The sequence below is a fragment of the Achromobacter sp. Root565 genome (genome assembly GCF_001427425.1).
In the GTDB taxonomy this organism is placed as follows: Bacteria; Pseudomonadota; Gammaproteobacteria; order Burkholderiales; family Burkholderiaceae_B; genus Achromobacter; species Achromobacter spanius_D.
The window spans coordinates 228,927-245,172 of record NZ_LMGO01000005.1 but is presented as its reverse complement, the minus strand read 5'-3'; the positions used below and the strand labels follow the sequence as shown (position 1 = coordinate 245,172).

The following is a 16,246-nucleotide window of genomic DNA, read 5'->3' as shown; positions in this document are numbered from 1 at the left end:
TCCCGGCCACGTTGCCGCACCTTGTTGTCATGTCGTCCTATTCCGTCGCGCAGATCCGTCTTGCTGAACAGCGCGCCCTGGCAACCGGGCGCGCCCTGATGCCGCTGGCCGGCGCGGCAGCGGCCAGCTTCGTCGCGGCGCGCGTGCCGGCCGACGCGTTCATCCTGGCGCTCGCCGGCCCCGGCAACAACGGCGGGGACGCATTGGAAGCCGCCGCGCTATTGCTGGCGCGAGGCTTGGATATTCACGTGGTGTTGCCTTCGGGGCCAGACAGGCTGCCCGCCGATGCGGCGCGCGCCTGGGCCGGCTGGCTGGCTGAGGGCGGAGAGCCCCGGACGCACACAGCTCTTCCGGCCGGATCGTCACCGGATCTGATCATCGACGGGTTGTTTGGCATCGGCTTGAACCGTCCCCTGGATGCCGCGTGGCAAGCCCTGATCGACGCGGTCAACGTCATGGAGGTTCCGGTGCTGGCGCTGGATGTGCCCAGCGGCATTGATGCCGACAGCGGGGTGGCGTTGGGCCGGCCGATCCAGGCGCGCTGGACTTTGTCGTTCATTGCGCCCAGCCGTGGACTCACACTTGCCGGCGCAGGGCGCGAGGCAGCCGGAGAATGCCACCTGGATACGCTGGGCGTCGCCATGCCGGATGACGGCAGCACTGGCCGTTAGGCCGACGCGCGCCAGTCCTTAACCCGGCCGGCCCCCGAAGCGCGATTCGACCTCGGGCGACAGTGGGCGGTAGCGGTCGTTGTCCTGGCCCGCCAACGCATTCAGATGGGTTTCGGAAGGATCGAACACCTTCCAGTAGAGCCGTCCGCACAATTCGCGCGCGGCGTGCCCGGGCCAGTTGTCGGGCAGCATGGGGGCGGGCAGTTGAGGATCGTGCAGCACGATCCGGCGCCAGTTGTGCAGCACCATGACGCGCACGGTGAACGCCTCGGCGGGCGAGGGCGCCTCGTCCAGCAGTTTTTCCAGCGGGCCGAAGTTGCGCGAGAACTGCCGGTATTGCTCGGCCACGTCGTCCAGATTCCAGCATTGGGTGGCCAGGCTGGCGATGGGTAGCCCCCCGGCGCCGGCCAAATCGCGGGCCGACAACACCAGCGCCCGGTCCGGAATGCCCAGTTTTTCAAGAATGTCGTGTGCGGCGCGCGCCTCGGTGTGCGGATGCGCAAACAGGCCCGGTGCGATCATGCCGAAGCCTTCCCACGTCAATTCGCGGCGCAACTCGCCGCGTTCAGCCAGGCCGTTGCCCGTACGCGGCAGCGCCACCAGCGTCCATTCCCCGTTCCATTCCTTGGCTCCGCCTTCGTAGATGCGCTGCGAGGCGTGCGACGTGTGGCGCACGCCCTGCTCGGAAATCAGGTAGAGGCTGCGTCGGCCGTGGCGTTCGGACTGCAGCCAGTTCTGCGCCACCAGGCGAAAGACGCTGGTGCGCAGCAGGCGTTCATTGATGCCAAGCGGAGCCAGCAGCTCGATCAGGCTGCCCAGCCAGATGGCGCCGCCGTGCGGGGCCAGCGCATCGCCCAACACGCTGACGCAGAGCGATTTCGCGCGGGGCGGATCGCTTTTCAACAAGCGGGACAGGGAGCGTTCCAGGGGCGACTGAGGATTTGCCATAAGGAGGGCCGCGGACGGCCGATATCGGGATGCTGGATATGATACATAAATCCAATGTGATACAGATTTGAGTTTGACAATGAATTTTTTGTATTAAATAATCGTCGCATGACATGACGGCACTGCGCAGCGTTTGCTTTGCGTTTTCGCAAACCGTCTCAAGGAGACAACTATGTACGCTCAACTCGTCGAAACCGGCGTCAAGCAGGTCAAGACCGCGGACCAGCTCGACGGCCTGGAACAGACGTTCCAGCGGCGCATCGACGACGGTGTTCGTATCGAGGCCAAGGACTGGATGCCCGAGGCCTACCGCAAGACGCTCGTGCGTCAGATCTCGCAGCACGCGCACTCGGAAATCGTGGGCATGCTGCCGGAAGGCAACTGGATCACGCGCGCCCCGTCCCTCAAGCGCAAGGCCATCCTCCTGGCCAAGGTGCAGGACGAGGCGGGTCACGGGCTCTACCTGTACAGCGCCGCGGAAACGCTGGGCGTGTCGCGCGACGACCTGATCGACGACCTGCACGCCGGGCGCGCCAAGTACTCCAGCATCTTCAACTACCCTACGCTGAGCTGGGCCGACATCGGCATGATCGGCTGGCTGGTCGACGGCTCGGCGATCATCAACCAGATTCCGCTGTGCCGCTGTTCGTATGGTCCGTACGCGCGGGCCATGGTGCGCGTCTGTAAGGAAGAGTCCTTCCATCAGCGTCAGGGCTATGACCTGCTCATGCAGATGTGCCTGCACGGCACGCCCGAACAGAAGGCGATGGTCCAGGACTCGCTCAACCGCTGGTGGTGGCCCGCACTGATGATGTTCGGTCCGTCGGACGCCGATTCGCCCAATAGCGCGCAGTCGATGGCCTGGAAGATCAAGCTCTTCTCCAACGACGAGCTGCGCCAGAAGATGGTGGACCAGACCGTGCCGCAGGCCGAATACCTGGGCCTGACCGTCCCCGATCCCGATCTGAAGTGGAACGCCGAGCGCGGCCACTACGACTTCGGCGAAATCGACTGGTCCGAGTTCTACGCCGTGCTCAAGGGCAACGGCCCCTGCAACCGCGAACGCCTTGCCGCGCGGGTGAAGGCGCATGAGGACGGCGCGTGGGTACGTGACGCGCTTGTCGCCCACGCCGACAAGCAGTCCGCCCGTAAAGCCGCCTAGAGGTTCCCCCCCCGGAGCGCTGCGCGCTTCCCCCCAGGGGGGCGCCGCAGCGGACCGGCGGAGCCCGGATCCGCGCGGCCCCGCTGGCCCTCGCTGCGCTTTGGGATTGGGCACATCTGGCATTCGTAGTCCCTACTTCATTTATTGCAGACCGTCGGCGCGATGCGCCCCGGCATTAGAGGAAATCCATCATGAGCAAAGACTGGCCTCTGTGGGAAGTCTTCATCCGTAGCCAGCACGGCCTGGCGCACAAGCACGTGGGCAGCCTGCATGCCCCGGACGCCGAAATGGCGATCAATCACGCCCGCGACGTGTACACGCGCCGTAACGAGGGACTGAGCATCTGGGTCGTCCGCGCCTCGGATATTTCGGCCAGCAGCCCGGGCGACAAGGATCCGCTGTTCGAGCCGGCCAACAGCAAGGTTTACCGGCATCCGACCTTCTTCCCGATGCCCGAAGAAATCAAGCACATGTAAGGCGGGCGGGGGAGACATGGACAAAGCACTGTTTGAATACCTGCTGCGCCTGGGCGATACGTCGCTCATCCTGTCGCAGCGGCTGGGCGCCTGGACGGGGCACGGTCCGATCCTGGAAGAGGATCTGGCGCTGACCAACACTGCGCTCGACCTGCTGGGCCAGGCCCGCATGTGGCTGACGCTGGCCGGCGAGGTCGAGGGCGCGGGCCGCGACGAGGACGCGCTGGCCTATCTGCGCGACACGCACGAGTTCCGCAACGCGCTGCTGGTCGAGCGCGACAACGGCAACTACGCCGACACCATGGCGCGGCAGTTCCTGTTCGACGTCTGGCACTACTTCCTGCTGCAGCGCCTGGAGGCGTCTGCTGATGAGCGTGTCGCGGCCATCGCGGCCAAGTCGCTCAAGGAAGTGACCTACCACGTGCGCCGATCGTCGGACATGGTGGTGCGCCTGGGCGATGGCACTGCGGAAAGCCACGCCAAGATGCAGGCCGCCGTCGACGACGCCTGGCGTTTCACGGGCGAGCTCTTCACCGATGACGCCATCGATCACGACCTGGCCGCGCGCGGCATCGGCTGTGAGCTGGCGGCGCTGCGCCAACCGTGGCTTGCGCACGTGCGGGAAGTGCTGGAAGAAGCCACCCTGACCGTTCCCGACGAAGCCGCCGCCAACCATGCCGCGCATCGCGGCGGCCGCCAGGGCAAGCACACCGAGGCGCTGGGTTATGTGCTGGCCGAGATGCAGCATCTGCACCGCGCCTACCCGGGAGCCACGTGGTGAACGCGCTCACGCCCATTTCCGCTGACCAGGTCTACGCCTGGCTGCAGGAGGTCCCGGACCCGGAGATCCCGGTGCTGTCCGTGGTGGACCTGGGCGTGGTGCGTGAAGTGTCGTGGGATGGCGATGCGTGTGTCGTCGTCATTACCCCCACCTATTCGGGCTGCCCGGCCATGCGCGAAATCACGCAGGACATCTGCCAGACGCTCGAACGCCACGGCGTGTCCGAGGTACGGGTGGAGACGCGCCTTGCCCCGGCCTGGACGACCGACTGGATGAGCGAAAAAGGGCGCGAGGCGCTCAAGGGCTACGGCATCGCCGCGCCCGCCGAACGCGCCATCGACATCTCGGGCATCAGCCGCCGCGCGGCCGCCCCGGCCATCGCCTGCCCGCGCTGCGGGTCGCGCGATACGCGGATGGTCAGCAATTTCGGGTCGACGTCGTGCAAGGCGCTGTATCGCTGCGTCTCGTGCCGCGAGCCCTTCGATTATTTCAAGACTCACTAAAGAGTGGTTTCGAGATGAGCCAGAACCAATTCCATGCTTTGAAGGTGGCGTCCGTGGCGCGCAATACGCGCGATGCCGTGGTCGTGACCTTCGACCTGCCCGAGGCGCTGACGAACGAGTTCGCCTTCCTGCCCGGCCAGTACCTGACGCTGCGCACCCAGCTCAATGGCGAAGAACTGCGCCGTTCGTATTCGATCTGTTCGGCGCCGCGCGACAAGCTCTTGCGCGTGGCGATCAAGAAGGTCGACGAAGGCGTGTTCTCGAGCTGGGCCAATCACCAATTGCAGCCTGGCCAGACCCTGGAGGTCATGGCGCCGGCGGGCAACTTCACAGTGGACTTCTCGCCCGAGAACCAGCGCCACTACGTGGCGTTTGCCGTGGGCAGCGGCATCACGCCCGTGTTTTCGCTCGTCAAGACGGCGCTGTCGACCGAGCCGCGCAGCAAGTTCACGCTGTTCTTCGGCAACCGCGCCTCGTCCGCGGTGCTGTTCCGCGAGGAAATCGAGGACCTGAAGAACCTGTACATGGACCGCTTTTCGCTCGTCTATGTAATGAGCCGCGAAACGCAGGACATCGAGCTCTTCAACGGCCGCCTGGATGGCGACAAGGTCGACCAGCTCATGTCGGCCTGGATGAGCCCCGAGGATATCGATTACGCTTTTGTGTGCGGTCCGCAGACCATGACCGAGAGCGTGGTCGAGCGGTTGCAGGCGCGCGGTATTCCGAAGTCGAACATCAAGTTCGAACTGTTCGGCGCGCCCAAGGGCCCGCGCGCGCTGCGCACCGGCCAGGACGCCCCGCAGGCGCCCGGCAAGGGACAGTGCGAGGTCACCGTGGTGCAGGACGGACATAGCCGCATGTTCGTCATCGACAAGAACAAGGACAGCGTGCTGGATTCGGCGCTGGCGCAGGGCATCGAACTGCCGTATTCGTGCAAGGGCGGGGTGTGTTCCACCTGCCGTTGCAAGGTGATCGAAGGCGAGGTGGACATGGATGCCAACTTCGCCCTTGAAGATTATGAAGTCGCGCGCGGGTTCATCCTGAGCTGCCAGAGCTTCCCGGTCAGCGACCGGCTGGTCATCGACTTCGACCAGGAAACCTGACCCGGCGCACGCCAGGCAAGCATTCAGATCTTATTGGAGAGACGAGCGTGTCCCAGAAATTCTTCGAACGTCACCAGCCCCTGCTGGAACAATCCCTGGCTGCCGCCGCGCTGCGCGGCTACTGGAGCCCGTTTGCCGAGTCGCCCAGCCCGCGCAACTACGGCGAGACCGCCAACGACGAAGGCCGCGCCGCCTTCGAAGCGCTCCAGGGCAAGCCCTTTCCGCTGAACCTGCACGATGCCGACGGCGTCGTGGGCGGCGAAAAATCGCCCTACGGTTTCGACCTGGGCATCACGTATCCGCGCGTGCCGGCGGACAAGCTGATCGCCGCTTCCAAGCGCGCGCTTGAAGATTGGCGCCACGCCGGTCCCCACGCCTGGGTGGGCGTGTCGCTGGAAATCCTGGCGCGCCTGAACAAGCTCAGCTTCCAGATCGCCTACGCGGTCCAGCACACCACGGGCCAGGGCTTCATGATGGCCTTCCAGGCCGGCGGCCCCCACGCGCAGGACCGCGGCTTCGAAGCCGTCACCTACGCCTGGCAGGAAATGTCGCGCATCCCGGGCATCGCCGTGTGGGAAAAGCCGCAGGGCAAGAACGATCCCATCCGCATGGAAAAGCAGTTCACGGTCGTGCCGCGCGGCGTCGCGTTGGTGATCGGCTGCTCGACCTTCCCGACGTGGAACGGCTATCCGGGCCTGTTCGCCAGCTTGGCGACGGGCAACACCGTCATCGTCAAACCCCATCCGGGGGCGATCCTGCCGCTGGCCATCACCGTGAAGGTGGCGCGCGAAGTGCTGCAGGAAGCGGGCTTCGATCCCGACGTCGTGCAACTGGCTGCCCATGAGGCCGGCGACGACACCGCGCAGAAGCTGGCGCTGGACCCGGCCGTCAAGATCGTCGACTTCACCGGCAGCACCGCCAACGGCGACTGGCTGGAAAACAATGCGCGCCAGGCCCAGGTCTACACCGAGAAGGCCGGCGTGAACCAGGTCATCATCGATTCGACCTCGGATCTGAAGGGCGTGGCCCGCAACCTGGCGTTCTCGCTGGCCCTGTATTCGGGCCAGATGTGCACCGCGCCGCAGAACATCTACGTGCCGCGTGACGGCATCAATACGCCGGAAGGCCGTGTCAGCTTCGACGACGTGGCCGCCGCGCTGGGCGTGGCGCTGGAAAAGGTGGGCGCCGATGCCGCCAAGGCCGTCGAGCTGACGGGCGCCATCCAGAACGAAGGCATCGTCGAGCGCATCGAGAAGGCCCGCGCGCTGGGTCTGCCCGTGGTGGCGGACAGCAAGACGCTGGCGCATCCCCAGTTCGAAAACGCCCGCGTGCGCACGCCGCTGCTGCTGCGCACCGAGGCCGGCAATGCGGCGCTCAGCCAGGAGTGGTTCGGTCCGATCGCGTTTGTCGTTGCCACCGACTCCACCGCCCACAGCATCCAGCTCGCGCGCGACAGCGTCATCCAGCACGGCGCGCTGTCGCTGTCGGCCTACACGACGGATGACCGCGTGGCCGAGCAGGTGCAGGACGCCGCCGAAGTGTCCGGCGTGTCGCTCTCGCTGAACCTGACCGGGGCGGTGTTCGTCAACCAGACCGCCGCCTTCAGCGACTTCCACGGCACCGGCGCCAATCCGGCGGCCAATGCGGCGCTGTCGGACACGGCCTTCGTTTCGAACCGCTTCCGCGTGGTGCAAACCCGCCGTCACATCTAAGCCGGGCGATCGCAGATGAGCTATCAGGATATTCAATTCGACCTGTCCGGCGGCATTGCGCGCCTGACGCTGAACCGCCCGGACAAGCTGAACAGCTTCACGGCCAACATGCACGCGGAAGTGGCCGACGCGCTGAGCCGCGTCGAAACCGAAGGCGCGCGCGTGCTGGTGCTGACCGGCGCGGGCCGCGGCTTCTGCGCCGGCCAGGACCTGAGCGAGCGCAAGCCCGCGCCCGACGGCACGCCGCCCGACCTGGGCGAGACCGTTGACAAGTTCTACGGCCCATTGGTGCGCCGGCTCAACGCGTTGCCCATGCCGGTCGTGGTGGGCGTGAACGGCGTGGCGGCCGGGGCGGGCGCCAATCTGGCGTTCGCGGGCGACATCGTCATCGCCAAGGCCTCGGCCAGCTTCATCCAGTCGTTCTGCCGTCTGGGCCTCATCCCCGACACGGGCGGCACGTTTGCGCTGCCCCGTCTGGTGGGCCGCGCCCGGGCCATGGGCCTGGCGCTGCTGGGAGACAAGCTGAGCGCCAAGCAGGCAGAGGAGTGGGGCCTGATCTGGCAATGCGTGGCCGACGAGGAATTCGACGCCACGCTTGATCGGCTGGCCACGCATTTCGCGGCCGCGCCCACCAAGGGCCTGGCATTCACCAAGCGCGCCTTGCAGGCCAGCCTGGGCAATGATCTGTCCACGCAGCTCGACCTGGAGCGCGACATGATGCGCGAACTGGGCCAGAGCGCGGATTACGCCGAAGGCGTTGCTGCGTTCCTGGGTAAGCGTGAACCGCAGTTCAAGGGGCAATGATGAGCGTGCACGTTCCCCCCGTTGAAGTGCCGACCGACCCGCAGGCGCTGGCGCAGGCCGTGGGCTCGGTGATGTATGCCGGCGACGCGGCCACGCAGGGCCTGGACATGAAGATCGAGGAAATGGCGCCGGGCTATGCGCGGCTGACCATGCGCGTCCGGCCCGACATGCTGAATGGCCACAAGACCTGCCATGGCGGCTTCATCTTCGCCCTGGCCGACAGCGCGTTCGCGTTCTCGTGCAATTCCCGCAATGTCAGCACCGTCGCGTCGGGCTGCACGATCGACTATCTGGCGCCGGGTTTCGAAGGCGACCTGCTGACCGCCGTGGCCCAGGAGCGTTCGCTGGCCGGCCGTACTGGCGTCTATGACGTCACCGTCACCAATCAGGATGGACGCAACGTGGCTTTGTTCAGGGGGCGTTCCTACCGCATCAAGGGCCAGATCGTCGGGACGCCCACGGACGCCTGACTGCTGCACCGTACCAAAGAGAAGAGAGACATCATCATGCCCAATACCATGAGCAAGCCGGGACTGGATCCTATCGAGCATGCCAGCCAGGACGAGCTGCGGGCCCTGCAGCTCGATCGCTTGAAGTGGACCCTCAAGCATGCCTACGAAAACGTCCCGCACTACAAGAAGGCGTTCGACGAAGTCGGCGTGCATCCGGACGACCTGAAGCAGTTGTCCGATATTTCGAAGTTCCCGTTTACGACCAAGAAGGAACTGCGCGAGAACTATCCGTTCGGCATGTTCGCCGTGCCGCGTGAGCGCATCTCGCGCATTCACGCGTCCAGCGGCACGACCGGCAAGCCGACCGTGGTGGGCTACACCCAGGGCGACCTGGACAACTGGGCCAACCTGGTGGCGCGCTCGATCCGCGCGGCGGGCGGCAAGCCCGGCGATACCGTGCACGTGGCCTACGGCTACGGGTTGTTCACGGGCGGCCTGGGTGCGCATTACGGCGCCGAGCGCCTGGGTTGCACGGTCATTCCCATGTCCGGCGGACAAACCGAAAAGCAGGTGCAGCTGATCAATGATTTCCGTCCGGACATCATCATGGTCACGCCCTCCTATTTCTGCAACATCCTCGAAGAGCAGCGCCGCCAGGGCATCGACCCGCGTCAAAGCTCCCTGCGCATCGGCATCTTCGGCGCCGAGCCCTGGACGGGCCAGATGCGCGCCGACATCGAGGCCGAAGCGGGCATCGACGCCGTCGACATCTATGGTCTGTCTGAAGTGATGGGGCCGGGCGTGGCGAGCGAATGCGTCGAGACCAAGGACGGCCCGGTGGTCTGGGAAGATCACTTCTACGCCGAGATCGTCAATCCGGACACGGGCGAGCCGGTGGCCGACGGCGAGCCCGGCGAACTGGTGTTCACGTCGCTGACCAAGGAAGCGATGCCCATCGTGCGCTACCGCACACGCGACCTGACCCGCCTCTTGCCGCCCACCGCGCGCAGCATGCGCCGCATCGGCAAGATCACGGGCCGCAGCGACGACATGCTGATCGTGCGCGGCGTGAACATGTTCCCCACGCAGGTGGAAGAACTAGTCCTGAAGATCGCGCAGCTTGCGCCGCATTACCAGCTGGTGCTGTCCCGCTCGGGCAACATGGACGAACTGGAAATCCTGACCGAAGTGCGCGCCGAATTCTCGAGCCTGTCCGACGCTGAGCGCGCCAATCTGGGCAAGCAACTGCAACACGCGGTCAAGACCCATATCGGCGTGAGCGCGCGGATCCAGGTATCGGATGCCGGGCATGTCGAACGCACGCTGACCGGCAAGGCACGGCGGGTGATCGACAAGCGTCCGAAGTAGGAGGCACGTCTACACGCAAAAAAGGCAGCCAGATGGCTGCCTTTTTTCATTGCATCGTCACGATCGGCCCACCGTTCGCAATATCCGCCGATACCAGAAGTGCAGCAAAGCGGCCGACAGCGCCAGCCCGAACATCGCCATCAGCCACATGCTGCCGGCCCCCTGCGGCGAGCCCGGCACCAGCAATTCGCGCAGGCCGTCGATGCCGCCCCGTCCCGGACCGAATCCAAACCACCAGCCGCCGACCAGGCCCACGCCGGCAAGCGCCACCGTCTGCAGGATCAGTGGCACGACGGCGATCTTGTACGCGCGCAGCAGGTACGAGTTGATGCACTGCATCGAATCGAACAGGTGGAACAGCGGCAGGACGGCGAGCAGCGTGGTCGCCACGGCGGCAACGGCGCCGTCGTCCGTGTACGCGGCCAGGATCAGCGGGCGGCCGATCAGCAGCACCGCGGCCGTCAGCAGCGCGCCGATCAGACCCAGCGCCAGGCCCGCCATGCCGGTGCGGTGGGCGTGCGCGTAGTTGCCCGCGCCGATGGCCTGCGCCGTCAGCGCGGCGGTCGCCACGCCCAGCGCCATCGGCATCATGTAGCAGAGCGCGGCCAGGTTCGACATGATCTGATGCCCGCCGGTCACGAAGGTGCCCTCGCGAGCCACCAGCAGCGCCATGAACGTGAATGCCGACACCTCGACCAGGTACGAGCCGCCCATCGGGATGCCCAGGCGCAGCAGCTCCTTGAGCGCCTTCCAGTCCGGCTTGCCGATGCGAAGCTGGAAGCGGCGGTAGTAGCGGTCGTGCGTGATTACCCACAGGCCCAGGCCCAGGCTCATCCACGACACCACGGCCGTCGCCAGTCCCGCGCCGGCCGCGCCCATCGCGGGCAGGCCCAGCTTGCCGTAGATGAAGAGCCAGTTGAAGAGCGCCTTGAAGCCGATGATGGACAGGTTGATGGCCATGACGAGCTTGGGCCGCGACACCGCGGTGCCCAGCGCATAGATGGTGCGGAACACCAGGGCGGCGGGCAGGGCCAGCACCAGCGCCTGCAGGTACGACGCGATGCGGTCGCGCACGCCGGGAGCGACGTCACCCGACATGAAGAGCCACATGTCCGGAAACAGCATCAGCATGGCGCCCACGACCGACAGGCCAAGCGCCAGCCACACGCCCTGGCCCCAGCTCTTTCCGACTTCCTGATTGTTGCCGGCGCCGAACTGCTGCGCCAGGATCGGGATCAGGGCGTGCACGACGCCCATCAGGCCGACGAAGACCGTGATGTAGATGGAAGCGGAAAGCGCCATCGCCGCCAGGTCGTCGGGGCTGGAGTGCCCCGTCATGGCGGTGTCCAGCACGCCGAACGAAATGCTGGCCCACTGGCTGATGAGCACGGGCCAGGCCTGTTTGGCGATTCCGCGCAGGGTGGCGCCGAAGGTCATCGGCGCCCCGATCGCTGCGGTCATGGCTTGACGCCGGTTCGCAGCAGGCGGAAGACTTCGGAACGGTCGGCGCGGCGGCCGCCTTGCCAGAGGACCTCGGCGCCTTCGCTGTACGCGGCCGTGCCGTCACGCAGGCTTTGGTTGGTGGTCTGTTGCAGGACCAGCGTGCAGCGCGTGTCGAACGGGAACGACAGGTTGTTGAAGATCAGGAACGACGCGCGCTGGCCGCTGCCCAGGCTGAGGCCCCGGACGCATTCGCCCGGGCGCTTGTGCTGCGCGATGGCCTGGGCCAGTTGGCCCGACACCGTGCGATAGCTGCGTGCGTAGTCCACCGCGGGCTGCCACAACAGCACCAGCAGGATCCAGGTCACGGTCAGGCCGCCGGCCGACAGCACGGTGCCGCGCCACAGCGCCTGCGGGCGCACGCGCAGCCGCCAGACGACCAGGGCGATCCAGCCCAGGGTGAAGAGCACCGCCAGCCCAAAAGCCACCCACGAGATGACGGGTTCATAACCGGTGGTCTGGCGGGCAATGTTGCGGGAAATCTGTGCCGGCCAATGGAAGTGCAACGCCACCCAGCCGAGCCAGGCCGTCGCCACCGTCAGCGAAAAGCACATGACGGCAAACCAGTCGAGCGTGTTCACCACGCCGCGGCGCAACGTGGGCAGCGAGAACGCGCCAAGCACCGCGCAAGGCACGGCCAGCAGCACGAATTCGGAATCGCTGGGCTCGTCCACGAAGAACAGAATCACTGCCGAGCACATCAGCAGCATCAGCGGCACCCAGATGTGGGGCGCATAGATCCAGGCGCGCCACCGCCAGATGGCCAGCAGCGCCAGCGGCCAGGTCGGCCACAGGTACCACGGCAGGTCGCGCAGCGTGCGGGCGGCGTCGTGCAGGCCAGGGATGGCGAACGACGACAGATTCCAGGTCTTCCAGTTGCGGATCCAGTACTCGCTGCCCTGGCTGGCGGGAATCCACCAGGCCAGGATCAGGCCGGCGGCCAGCACGGCGGCCCACAGCATCCAGCGCTTGCATTTCCAGAGCGGGCTGCGGGGATAGAAGGCGAGCGCCGCGCCGACCATGATGGGCAGGGCGCCCACCCATCCGCGCGCAAGGAAGCTGGCGGCCAGCGCGATGCCGAGCGTGGTCGAACCCGTGACGGGTCGGTCCACGGTGCGCGCCAGCGAATAGAACGCGAGCGCCTGGCAGGCCATGATGGCTGGCATGACCGTGGTTTCATGCGTGCGCTGCAGGATGCCGACCGTGGCAAGCAGCAAGAGAAGGGCGGCGTCGGCCAGCATGCGGCCGTAGTCGCGCGGTTCGGGTTCGCCGCCAAAGGGCAGCGCCAGCGGTTGGGCTTCCGCCCGGCGGCCAAGCAGATACGTGCCGTACCAGACGCTTGAGGCCGTGATGCCGAACCACAGCAGATTGGGCAGGCGGCCAGCGGTGATATCCCCGATGAACGGGCCAAACAGCCAGATGCTGATTGCGCCCACCCACGTGATCAGCGGACCTTCCTCGGCGTGGGCCAGATGCCCCACCTGCGGCAGCAGCCAGGTCAGGCCGCCTTCGCGGATCGCGGTGATCATCGTCGCCAATCCGACGGCGTCGTCGGTTTTCCACGGGTCGCGCATGAACAGCCCGGCCACGATGTAGACCAGGGCCAGGCCCAGCAGGATGAGGCGGGGCAGCTTTGCGGTGGCTACCGACGTAAGCCGGGCCGGGGTGGAAATGGAAAGTGGGGACACGGGCGTTAATGTAACCGAGTGGTCGGGATGCGCCACCCCCTGTCCGGCCGGCTGGCACCGAGGGGGGAAAAAAAAGCAGCCCGAAGGCTGCCTTTTTGCTGTGACTCCCGCAGGAGCAACAGGATCAGGAAGCGGACTTGACCGTGCCGGCCGTGCGGGCGAAGCGGGCGCGGAACTTTTCCACGCGGCCAGTTTCGACGATGCGGGTCTGGGCGCCAGTGTAGAACGGGTGCGATTCGGAGGTCACGTCGCACTTGAAGAGCGGGTACGTCTTGCCGTCGATTTCGACGGTTTCGCGCGTGTGGACGGTCGAACGGGTGATGAACTTGTTGCCCGTTTGCAGGTCGGCGAAGACGACTTCGCGGTATTCGGGGTGAATGCCTTCTTTCATGGTGCTTTCCTAGACTCGGTCGAGTCTTTTTCAAGAGTTAGGGTCGCCAGCTACAGCTGCCCGGTTCACAGCCCAGACTTACTGTCCAGACCTACTGCCCGGACTCACTGCCAAATGAATGGCGCGACAGGCGCTAGCCACGTATCCAAAAAGTAACCCCGAATTCTAGCACGCGATCCTGCCGGCGGCCACCCGCAAATGGGCGCCCGGGCCGTCCTGCAGCCCGGGTGTGATGGCGGGGCGGACGTCAGAGATCCGTGCGCAGCTTCCAGATTTCCGGAAACAGCACCACTTCCAGCATGCGCCGCAGGTAGTCCACCCCCGACGTGCCGCCCGTGCCACGCTTGAAGCCGATGACGCGTTCGACCGTCGTAACGTGGCGGAAGCGCCACAACCGGAAGGCATCTTCCAGATCGGTCAGCTTTTCACCGAGCTGGTAAAGCGCCCAGTAGCGGTCCGTGTCGCGGTAGACGGTCAGCCAGGCGGCTTCAACCGCCGCCGACGCCTGATACGGTTGGGTCCAGTCGCGTTCCAGGTGATCGGCCGGGATATCCAGGCCGTTGCGCGCCAACAGCCGCAGCGCCTCGTCGTACAGCGACGGGGCCTCGTAGGCGCTCTGCACCTGGGCGAGCAGGTCCGCGCGGTGCGAGTGCGGCTTGAGCATGGCCGCGTTCTTGTTGCCGAGCAGGAACTCGACCTGGCGGTACTGGTAGCTCTGGAATCCGCTCGAGCGCGCCAGATAGGGACGCAGCGCGGAGTACTCGGGCGGCGTCATGGTCGCCAGCACGTCCCAGGCGTGGACGAGCTGCTCCATGATCTTGCTGACGCGCGCCAGCATCTTGAAGGCCGGTTGCAGGCGGTCCTCCGCCACGCTGGCGATCGCGGCCCGCAACTCGTGCAGCATCAGCTTCATCCACAGTTCGCTGGTCTGGTGCTGAATGATGAACAGCATCTCGTTGTGCTCGGGCGACATCGGATGCTGGGCGCCAAGCAGTTCGTCAAGATGCAGGTAATCGCCGTAGGTCATGTCGCGCGCGAAATCGAGCTGCGCCTTTTCCTGATGGACGATATCTTCGGGGCGTTCGTTCTGGCTCATGCGCGGCCTCCGGGGCAGGGCGGCGCGGCGCGGCGGGCGGAGGCGGGCAGGGCGCGCCAGTGGGGCGCGAATAGGGATTGCATGGTCGATTCTCCAAGCGGGGCGGCGGCTCTCGAGCAGCCGCTCCCGGGCCGGCAAATCAGCCTACAGTTCGCGCAGGACCGCGCGGACCGGGCTGGCATCGGCCTGGATCAGCGCCAACGGCAAGGCGATCAATTCGTAATCGCCTTCCGGCACGTCGTCGAGCACCAGGTTCTCCAGTACCCGCATGTCGTGCCGCAAGATCGTATGGTGGCTGTCCAGGGTCTTGCTGGAAGCGGGGTCGATGCTGGCGGTGTCCAGACCGATCAGCATGACGCCGCGTTCGGCCAGCCATTCGATGGTTTGGGGCGCGTAGGCGGAGAAGTCGTCCGTCCACCAGTCCTGCGCGGCATGCTTGGCGGTGCGCACCAGCACGCGAGGCGGCAGGTTGTGCGCCGCATGGGCAAGGTGGTCGATCGTGATGAGCTCGCCGCAGTCGATCGCATGGATGACGCGGCAGGGGCCCAGAAAGGGTTCAAGCGAGACCGCGCCGATGGCTGCGGCCCCATTTTGGTAATGAAGCGGGGCGTCGGCATGCGCGCCGATGTGCGGCGACAGCGTGATTTCGCTGACATTGACCGGACAGCCGGGCGTGAGCGTCCATTTCCATTGCTGGCGGTACGGCGTGTCGCCCGGAAAGACGGGCGATGCCGTCGAGACGGGCGGGGAAATGTCCCACAGGCGTTTCATGGCAGGCAAGGAAAGGTCGCGAGGGCCAGAATTAGGTTAAGCCTAAAACAATATTGGGCGGTAGTCTAACGGAATTCCGGCGCTTGCTGCGGTCAGAGGCAGCCCAGTTCAGCCAGTGACACCGCCGACCCTCCCGCGACGATCAGGTGGTCCACCAGCCTGATGTCCACCAGCGCCAGGGCTTCCTTCAGGTGCCGGGTGAAGGCGCGGTCGGCGGCGCTGGGCGACGCCACGCCGGACGGGTGGTTGTGGGCCACGATGAGCGCTGCCGCATGGTGGCGCAGGGCTTCGCGCACGACCTCCCGGGGATAGACCGCCGCCTGCGAGAGCGTGCCCCGCGCCAGTTCGCCCGTGGTGATCAGGCGCAGTTGCGCATCCAGGAAGAGGGCGATGCAGTGCTCCACCTGCAGATGGCCGAGCGCCGCCTTGCAATATTGTTTCACTCGGCTCGGGTGGTGCATCGAGGCGTCCCGGATCAGGTCTTCTTCCAGCGCCCGGCGGGCCAGCTCCAGCAGGGCCGCCAGGGTGCAGGCCTTGGATGACCCCAGGCCGGCGATGGCCATCAGGTCCTGCGGCGAGGTGCTGAGCAACCCGCGCAGTCCGCCGAACCGTGCCAGCAACTGGCGGCACAGATCCACGACATTCAGGCCCGGAATACCCGTGCGCAGGGCGACGGCAAGAAGCTCGGCGTCCTGGATGGATGCGGCCCCGTGACGTAGCAGACGCTCTCGGGGACGGTCTTGTTTTGGCAGCCGGACGGACAATTTCATAAGAGGCTCTAAAATCAGGGTTTACTCAAATACCCATACGGTGGCAGATC

17 protein-coding genes are annotated in these 16,246 nt (G+C 66.0%); 10 read left to right on the top strand and 7 right to left on the bottom strand.

Annotated elements, in window-relative coordinates:
- Positions 1 to 29 precede the first annotated feature (29 nt).
- Entirely contained in the window at positions 30 to 671 is a 642-nt protein-coding gene (locus tag ASD71_RS17815) for an NAD(P)H-hydrate epimerase (RefSeq protein WP_056567570.1), read from the top strand.
- A gap of 18 nt (positions 672 to 689) precedes the next feature.
- Here ASD71_RS17815 and paaX read toward each other — a convergent pair whose 3' ends face one another.
- Complete coding sequence (paaX, locus tag ASD71_RS17810; RefSeq protein WP_056567566.1) at positions 690 to 1,619, bottom strand: phenylacetic acid degradation operon negative regulatory protein PaaX; 930 nt, start codon at positions 1,617 to 1,619, stop codon at positions 690 to 692.
- A 172-nt stretch (positions 1,620 to 1,791) separates the two neighbouring features.
- Between paaX and paaA the strand changes: the two genes are divergently transcribed.
- The 9 genes from paaA to paaK all read left to right on the top strand — a co-directional run bounded on the left by paaA (position 1,792) and on the right by paaK (position 9,980).
- On the top strand, positions 1,792 to 2,781 hold the full coding sequence (paaA, locus tag ASD71_RS17805; RefSeq protein ID WP_056567562.1) for a 1,2-phenylacetyl-CoA epoxidase subunit PaaA: 990 nt from the start codon (positions 1,792 to 1,794) through the stop codon (positions 2,779 to 2,781).
- A 191-nt stretch (positions 2,782 to 2,972) separates the two neighbouring features.
- Positions 2,973 to 3,257, top strand: a complete 285-nt coding sequence (paaB, locus tag ASD71_RS17800) for a 1,2-phenylacetyl-CoA epoxidase subunit PaaB (protein ID WP_006388300.1) — start codon at positions 2,973 to 2,975, stop codon at positions 3,255 to 3,257.
- A gap of 16 nt (positions 3,258 to 3,273) precedes the next feature.
- Positions 3,274 to 4,038 carry a 1,2-phenylacetyl-CoA epoxidase subunit PaaC gene (paaC, locus tag ASD71_RS17795; RefSeq protein ID WP_056567559.1) on the top strand — a complete coding sequence of 255 codons (765 nt, stop codon included), beginning with the start codon at positions 3,274 to 3,276 and terminating at the stop codon, positions 4,036 to 4,038.
- Entirely contained in the window at positions 4,035 to 4,541 is a 507-nt protein-coding gene (gene paaD / locus ASD71_RS17790) for a 1,2-phenylacetyl-CoA epoxidase subunit PaaD (protein WP_056569416.1), read from the top strand. Before paaC ends, paaD begins: the two co-directional genes overlap by 4 nt.
- 14 nt (positions 4,542 to 4,555) lie before the next feature.
- Complete coding sequence (gene paaE / locus ASD71_RS17785) at positions 4,556 to 5,644, top strand: 1,2-phenylacetyl-CoA epoxidase subunit PaaE (protein ID WP_056567556.1); 1,089 nt, start codon at positions 4,556 to 4,558, stop codon at positions 5,642 to 5,644.
- A gap of 47 nt (positions 5,645 to 5,691) precedes the next feature.
- Positions 5,692 to 7,356 carry a phenylacetic acid degradation protein PaaN gene (gene paaN / locus ASD71_RS17780; RefSeq protein WP_056567554.1) on the top strand — a complete coding sequence of 555 codons (1,665 nt, stop codon included), beginning with the start codon at positions 5,692 to 5,694 and terminating at the stop codon, positions 7,354 to 7,356.
- A 15-nt stretch (positions 7,357 to 7,371) separates the two neighbouring features.
- Complete coding sequence (paaG, locus tag ASD71_RS17775; RefSeq protein WP_056567553.1) at positions 7,372 to 8,160, top strand: 2-(1,2-epoxy-1,2-dihydrophenyl)acetyl-CoA isomerase PaaG; 789 nt, start codon at positions 7,372 to 7,374, stop codon at positions 8,158 to 8,160.
- Positions 8,160 to 8,630, top strand: coding sequence for a hydroxyphenylacetyl-CoA thioesterase PaaI (paaI, locus tag ASD71_RS17770; protein ID WP_056569414.1), 471 nt, complete (start codon positions 8,160 to 8,162; stop codon positions 8,628 to 8,630). Before paaG ends, paaI begins: the two co-directional genes overlap by 1 nt.
- Before the next feature lie 36 nt (positions 8,631 to 8,666).
- On the top strand, positions 8,667 to 9,980 hold the full coding sequence (gene paaK / locus ASD71_RS17765; protein ID WP_056567550.1) for a phenylacetate--CoA ligase PaaK: 1,314 nt from the start codon (positions 8,667 to 8,669) through the stop codon (positions 9,978 to 9,980).
- A 57-nt stretch (positions 9,981 to 10,037) separates the two neighbouring features.
- Here the strand turns inward: paaK and ASD71_RS17760 are convergent, their stop codons facing one another.
- From ASD71_RS17760 to radC, 6 genes are all read right to left on the bottom strand, one after another.
- Positions 10,038 to 11,441, bottom strand: coding sequence for an MATE family efflux transporter (locus ASD71_RS17760; protein ID WP_056567547.1), 1,404 nt, complete (start codon positions 11,439 to 11,441; stop codon positions 10,038 to 10,040).
- Positions 11,438 to 13,168, bottom strand: a complete 1,731-nt coding sequence (locus ASD71_RS17755) for a hypothetical protein (protein WP_056567544.1) — start codon at positions 13,166 to 13,168, stop codon at positions 11,438 to 11,440. The genes ASD71_RS17760 and ASD71_RS17755 overlap by 4 nt, the downstream gene beginning before the upstream one ends.
- Before the next feature lie 124 nt (positions 13,169 to 13,292).
- A complete protein-coding gene (locus ASD71_RS17750; RefSeq protein ID WP_006218255.1) occupies positions 13,293 to 13,559 on the bottom strand; it encodes a type B 50S ribosomal protein L31 in 267 nt (88 codons plus the stop codon).
- A gap of 247 nt (positions 13,560 to 13,806) precedes the next feature.
- Complete coding sequence (gene kynA, locus ASD71_RS17745; protein ID WP_056567541.1) at positions 13,807 to 14,655, bottom strand: tryptophan 2,3-dioxygenase; 849 nt, start codon at positions 14,653 to 14,655, stop codon at positions 13,807 to 13,809.
- Positions 14,656 to 14,799: 144 nt separating this feature from the next.
- Entirely contained in the window at positions 14,800 to 15,426 is a 627-nt protein-coding gene (gene kynB, locus ASD71_RS17740; RefSeq protein WP_056567539.1) for an arylformamidase, read from the bottom strand.
- Positions 15,427 to 15,518: 92 nt separating this feature from the next.
- The gene (gene radC, locus ASD71_RS17735; protein WP_056567535.1) at positions 15,519 to 16,196 is read right to left on the bottom strand and encodes a DNA repair protein RadC; all 678 of its coding nucleotides are present in this window, start codon (positions 16,194 to 16,196) and stop codon (positions 15,519 to 15,521) included.
- Positions 16,197 to 16,246 lie beyond the last annotated feature (50 nt).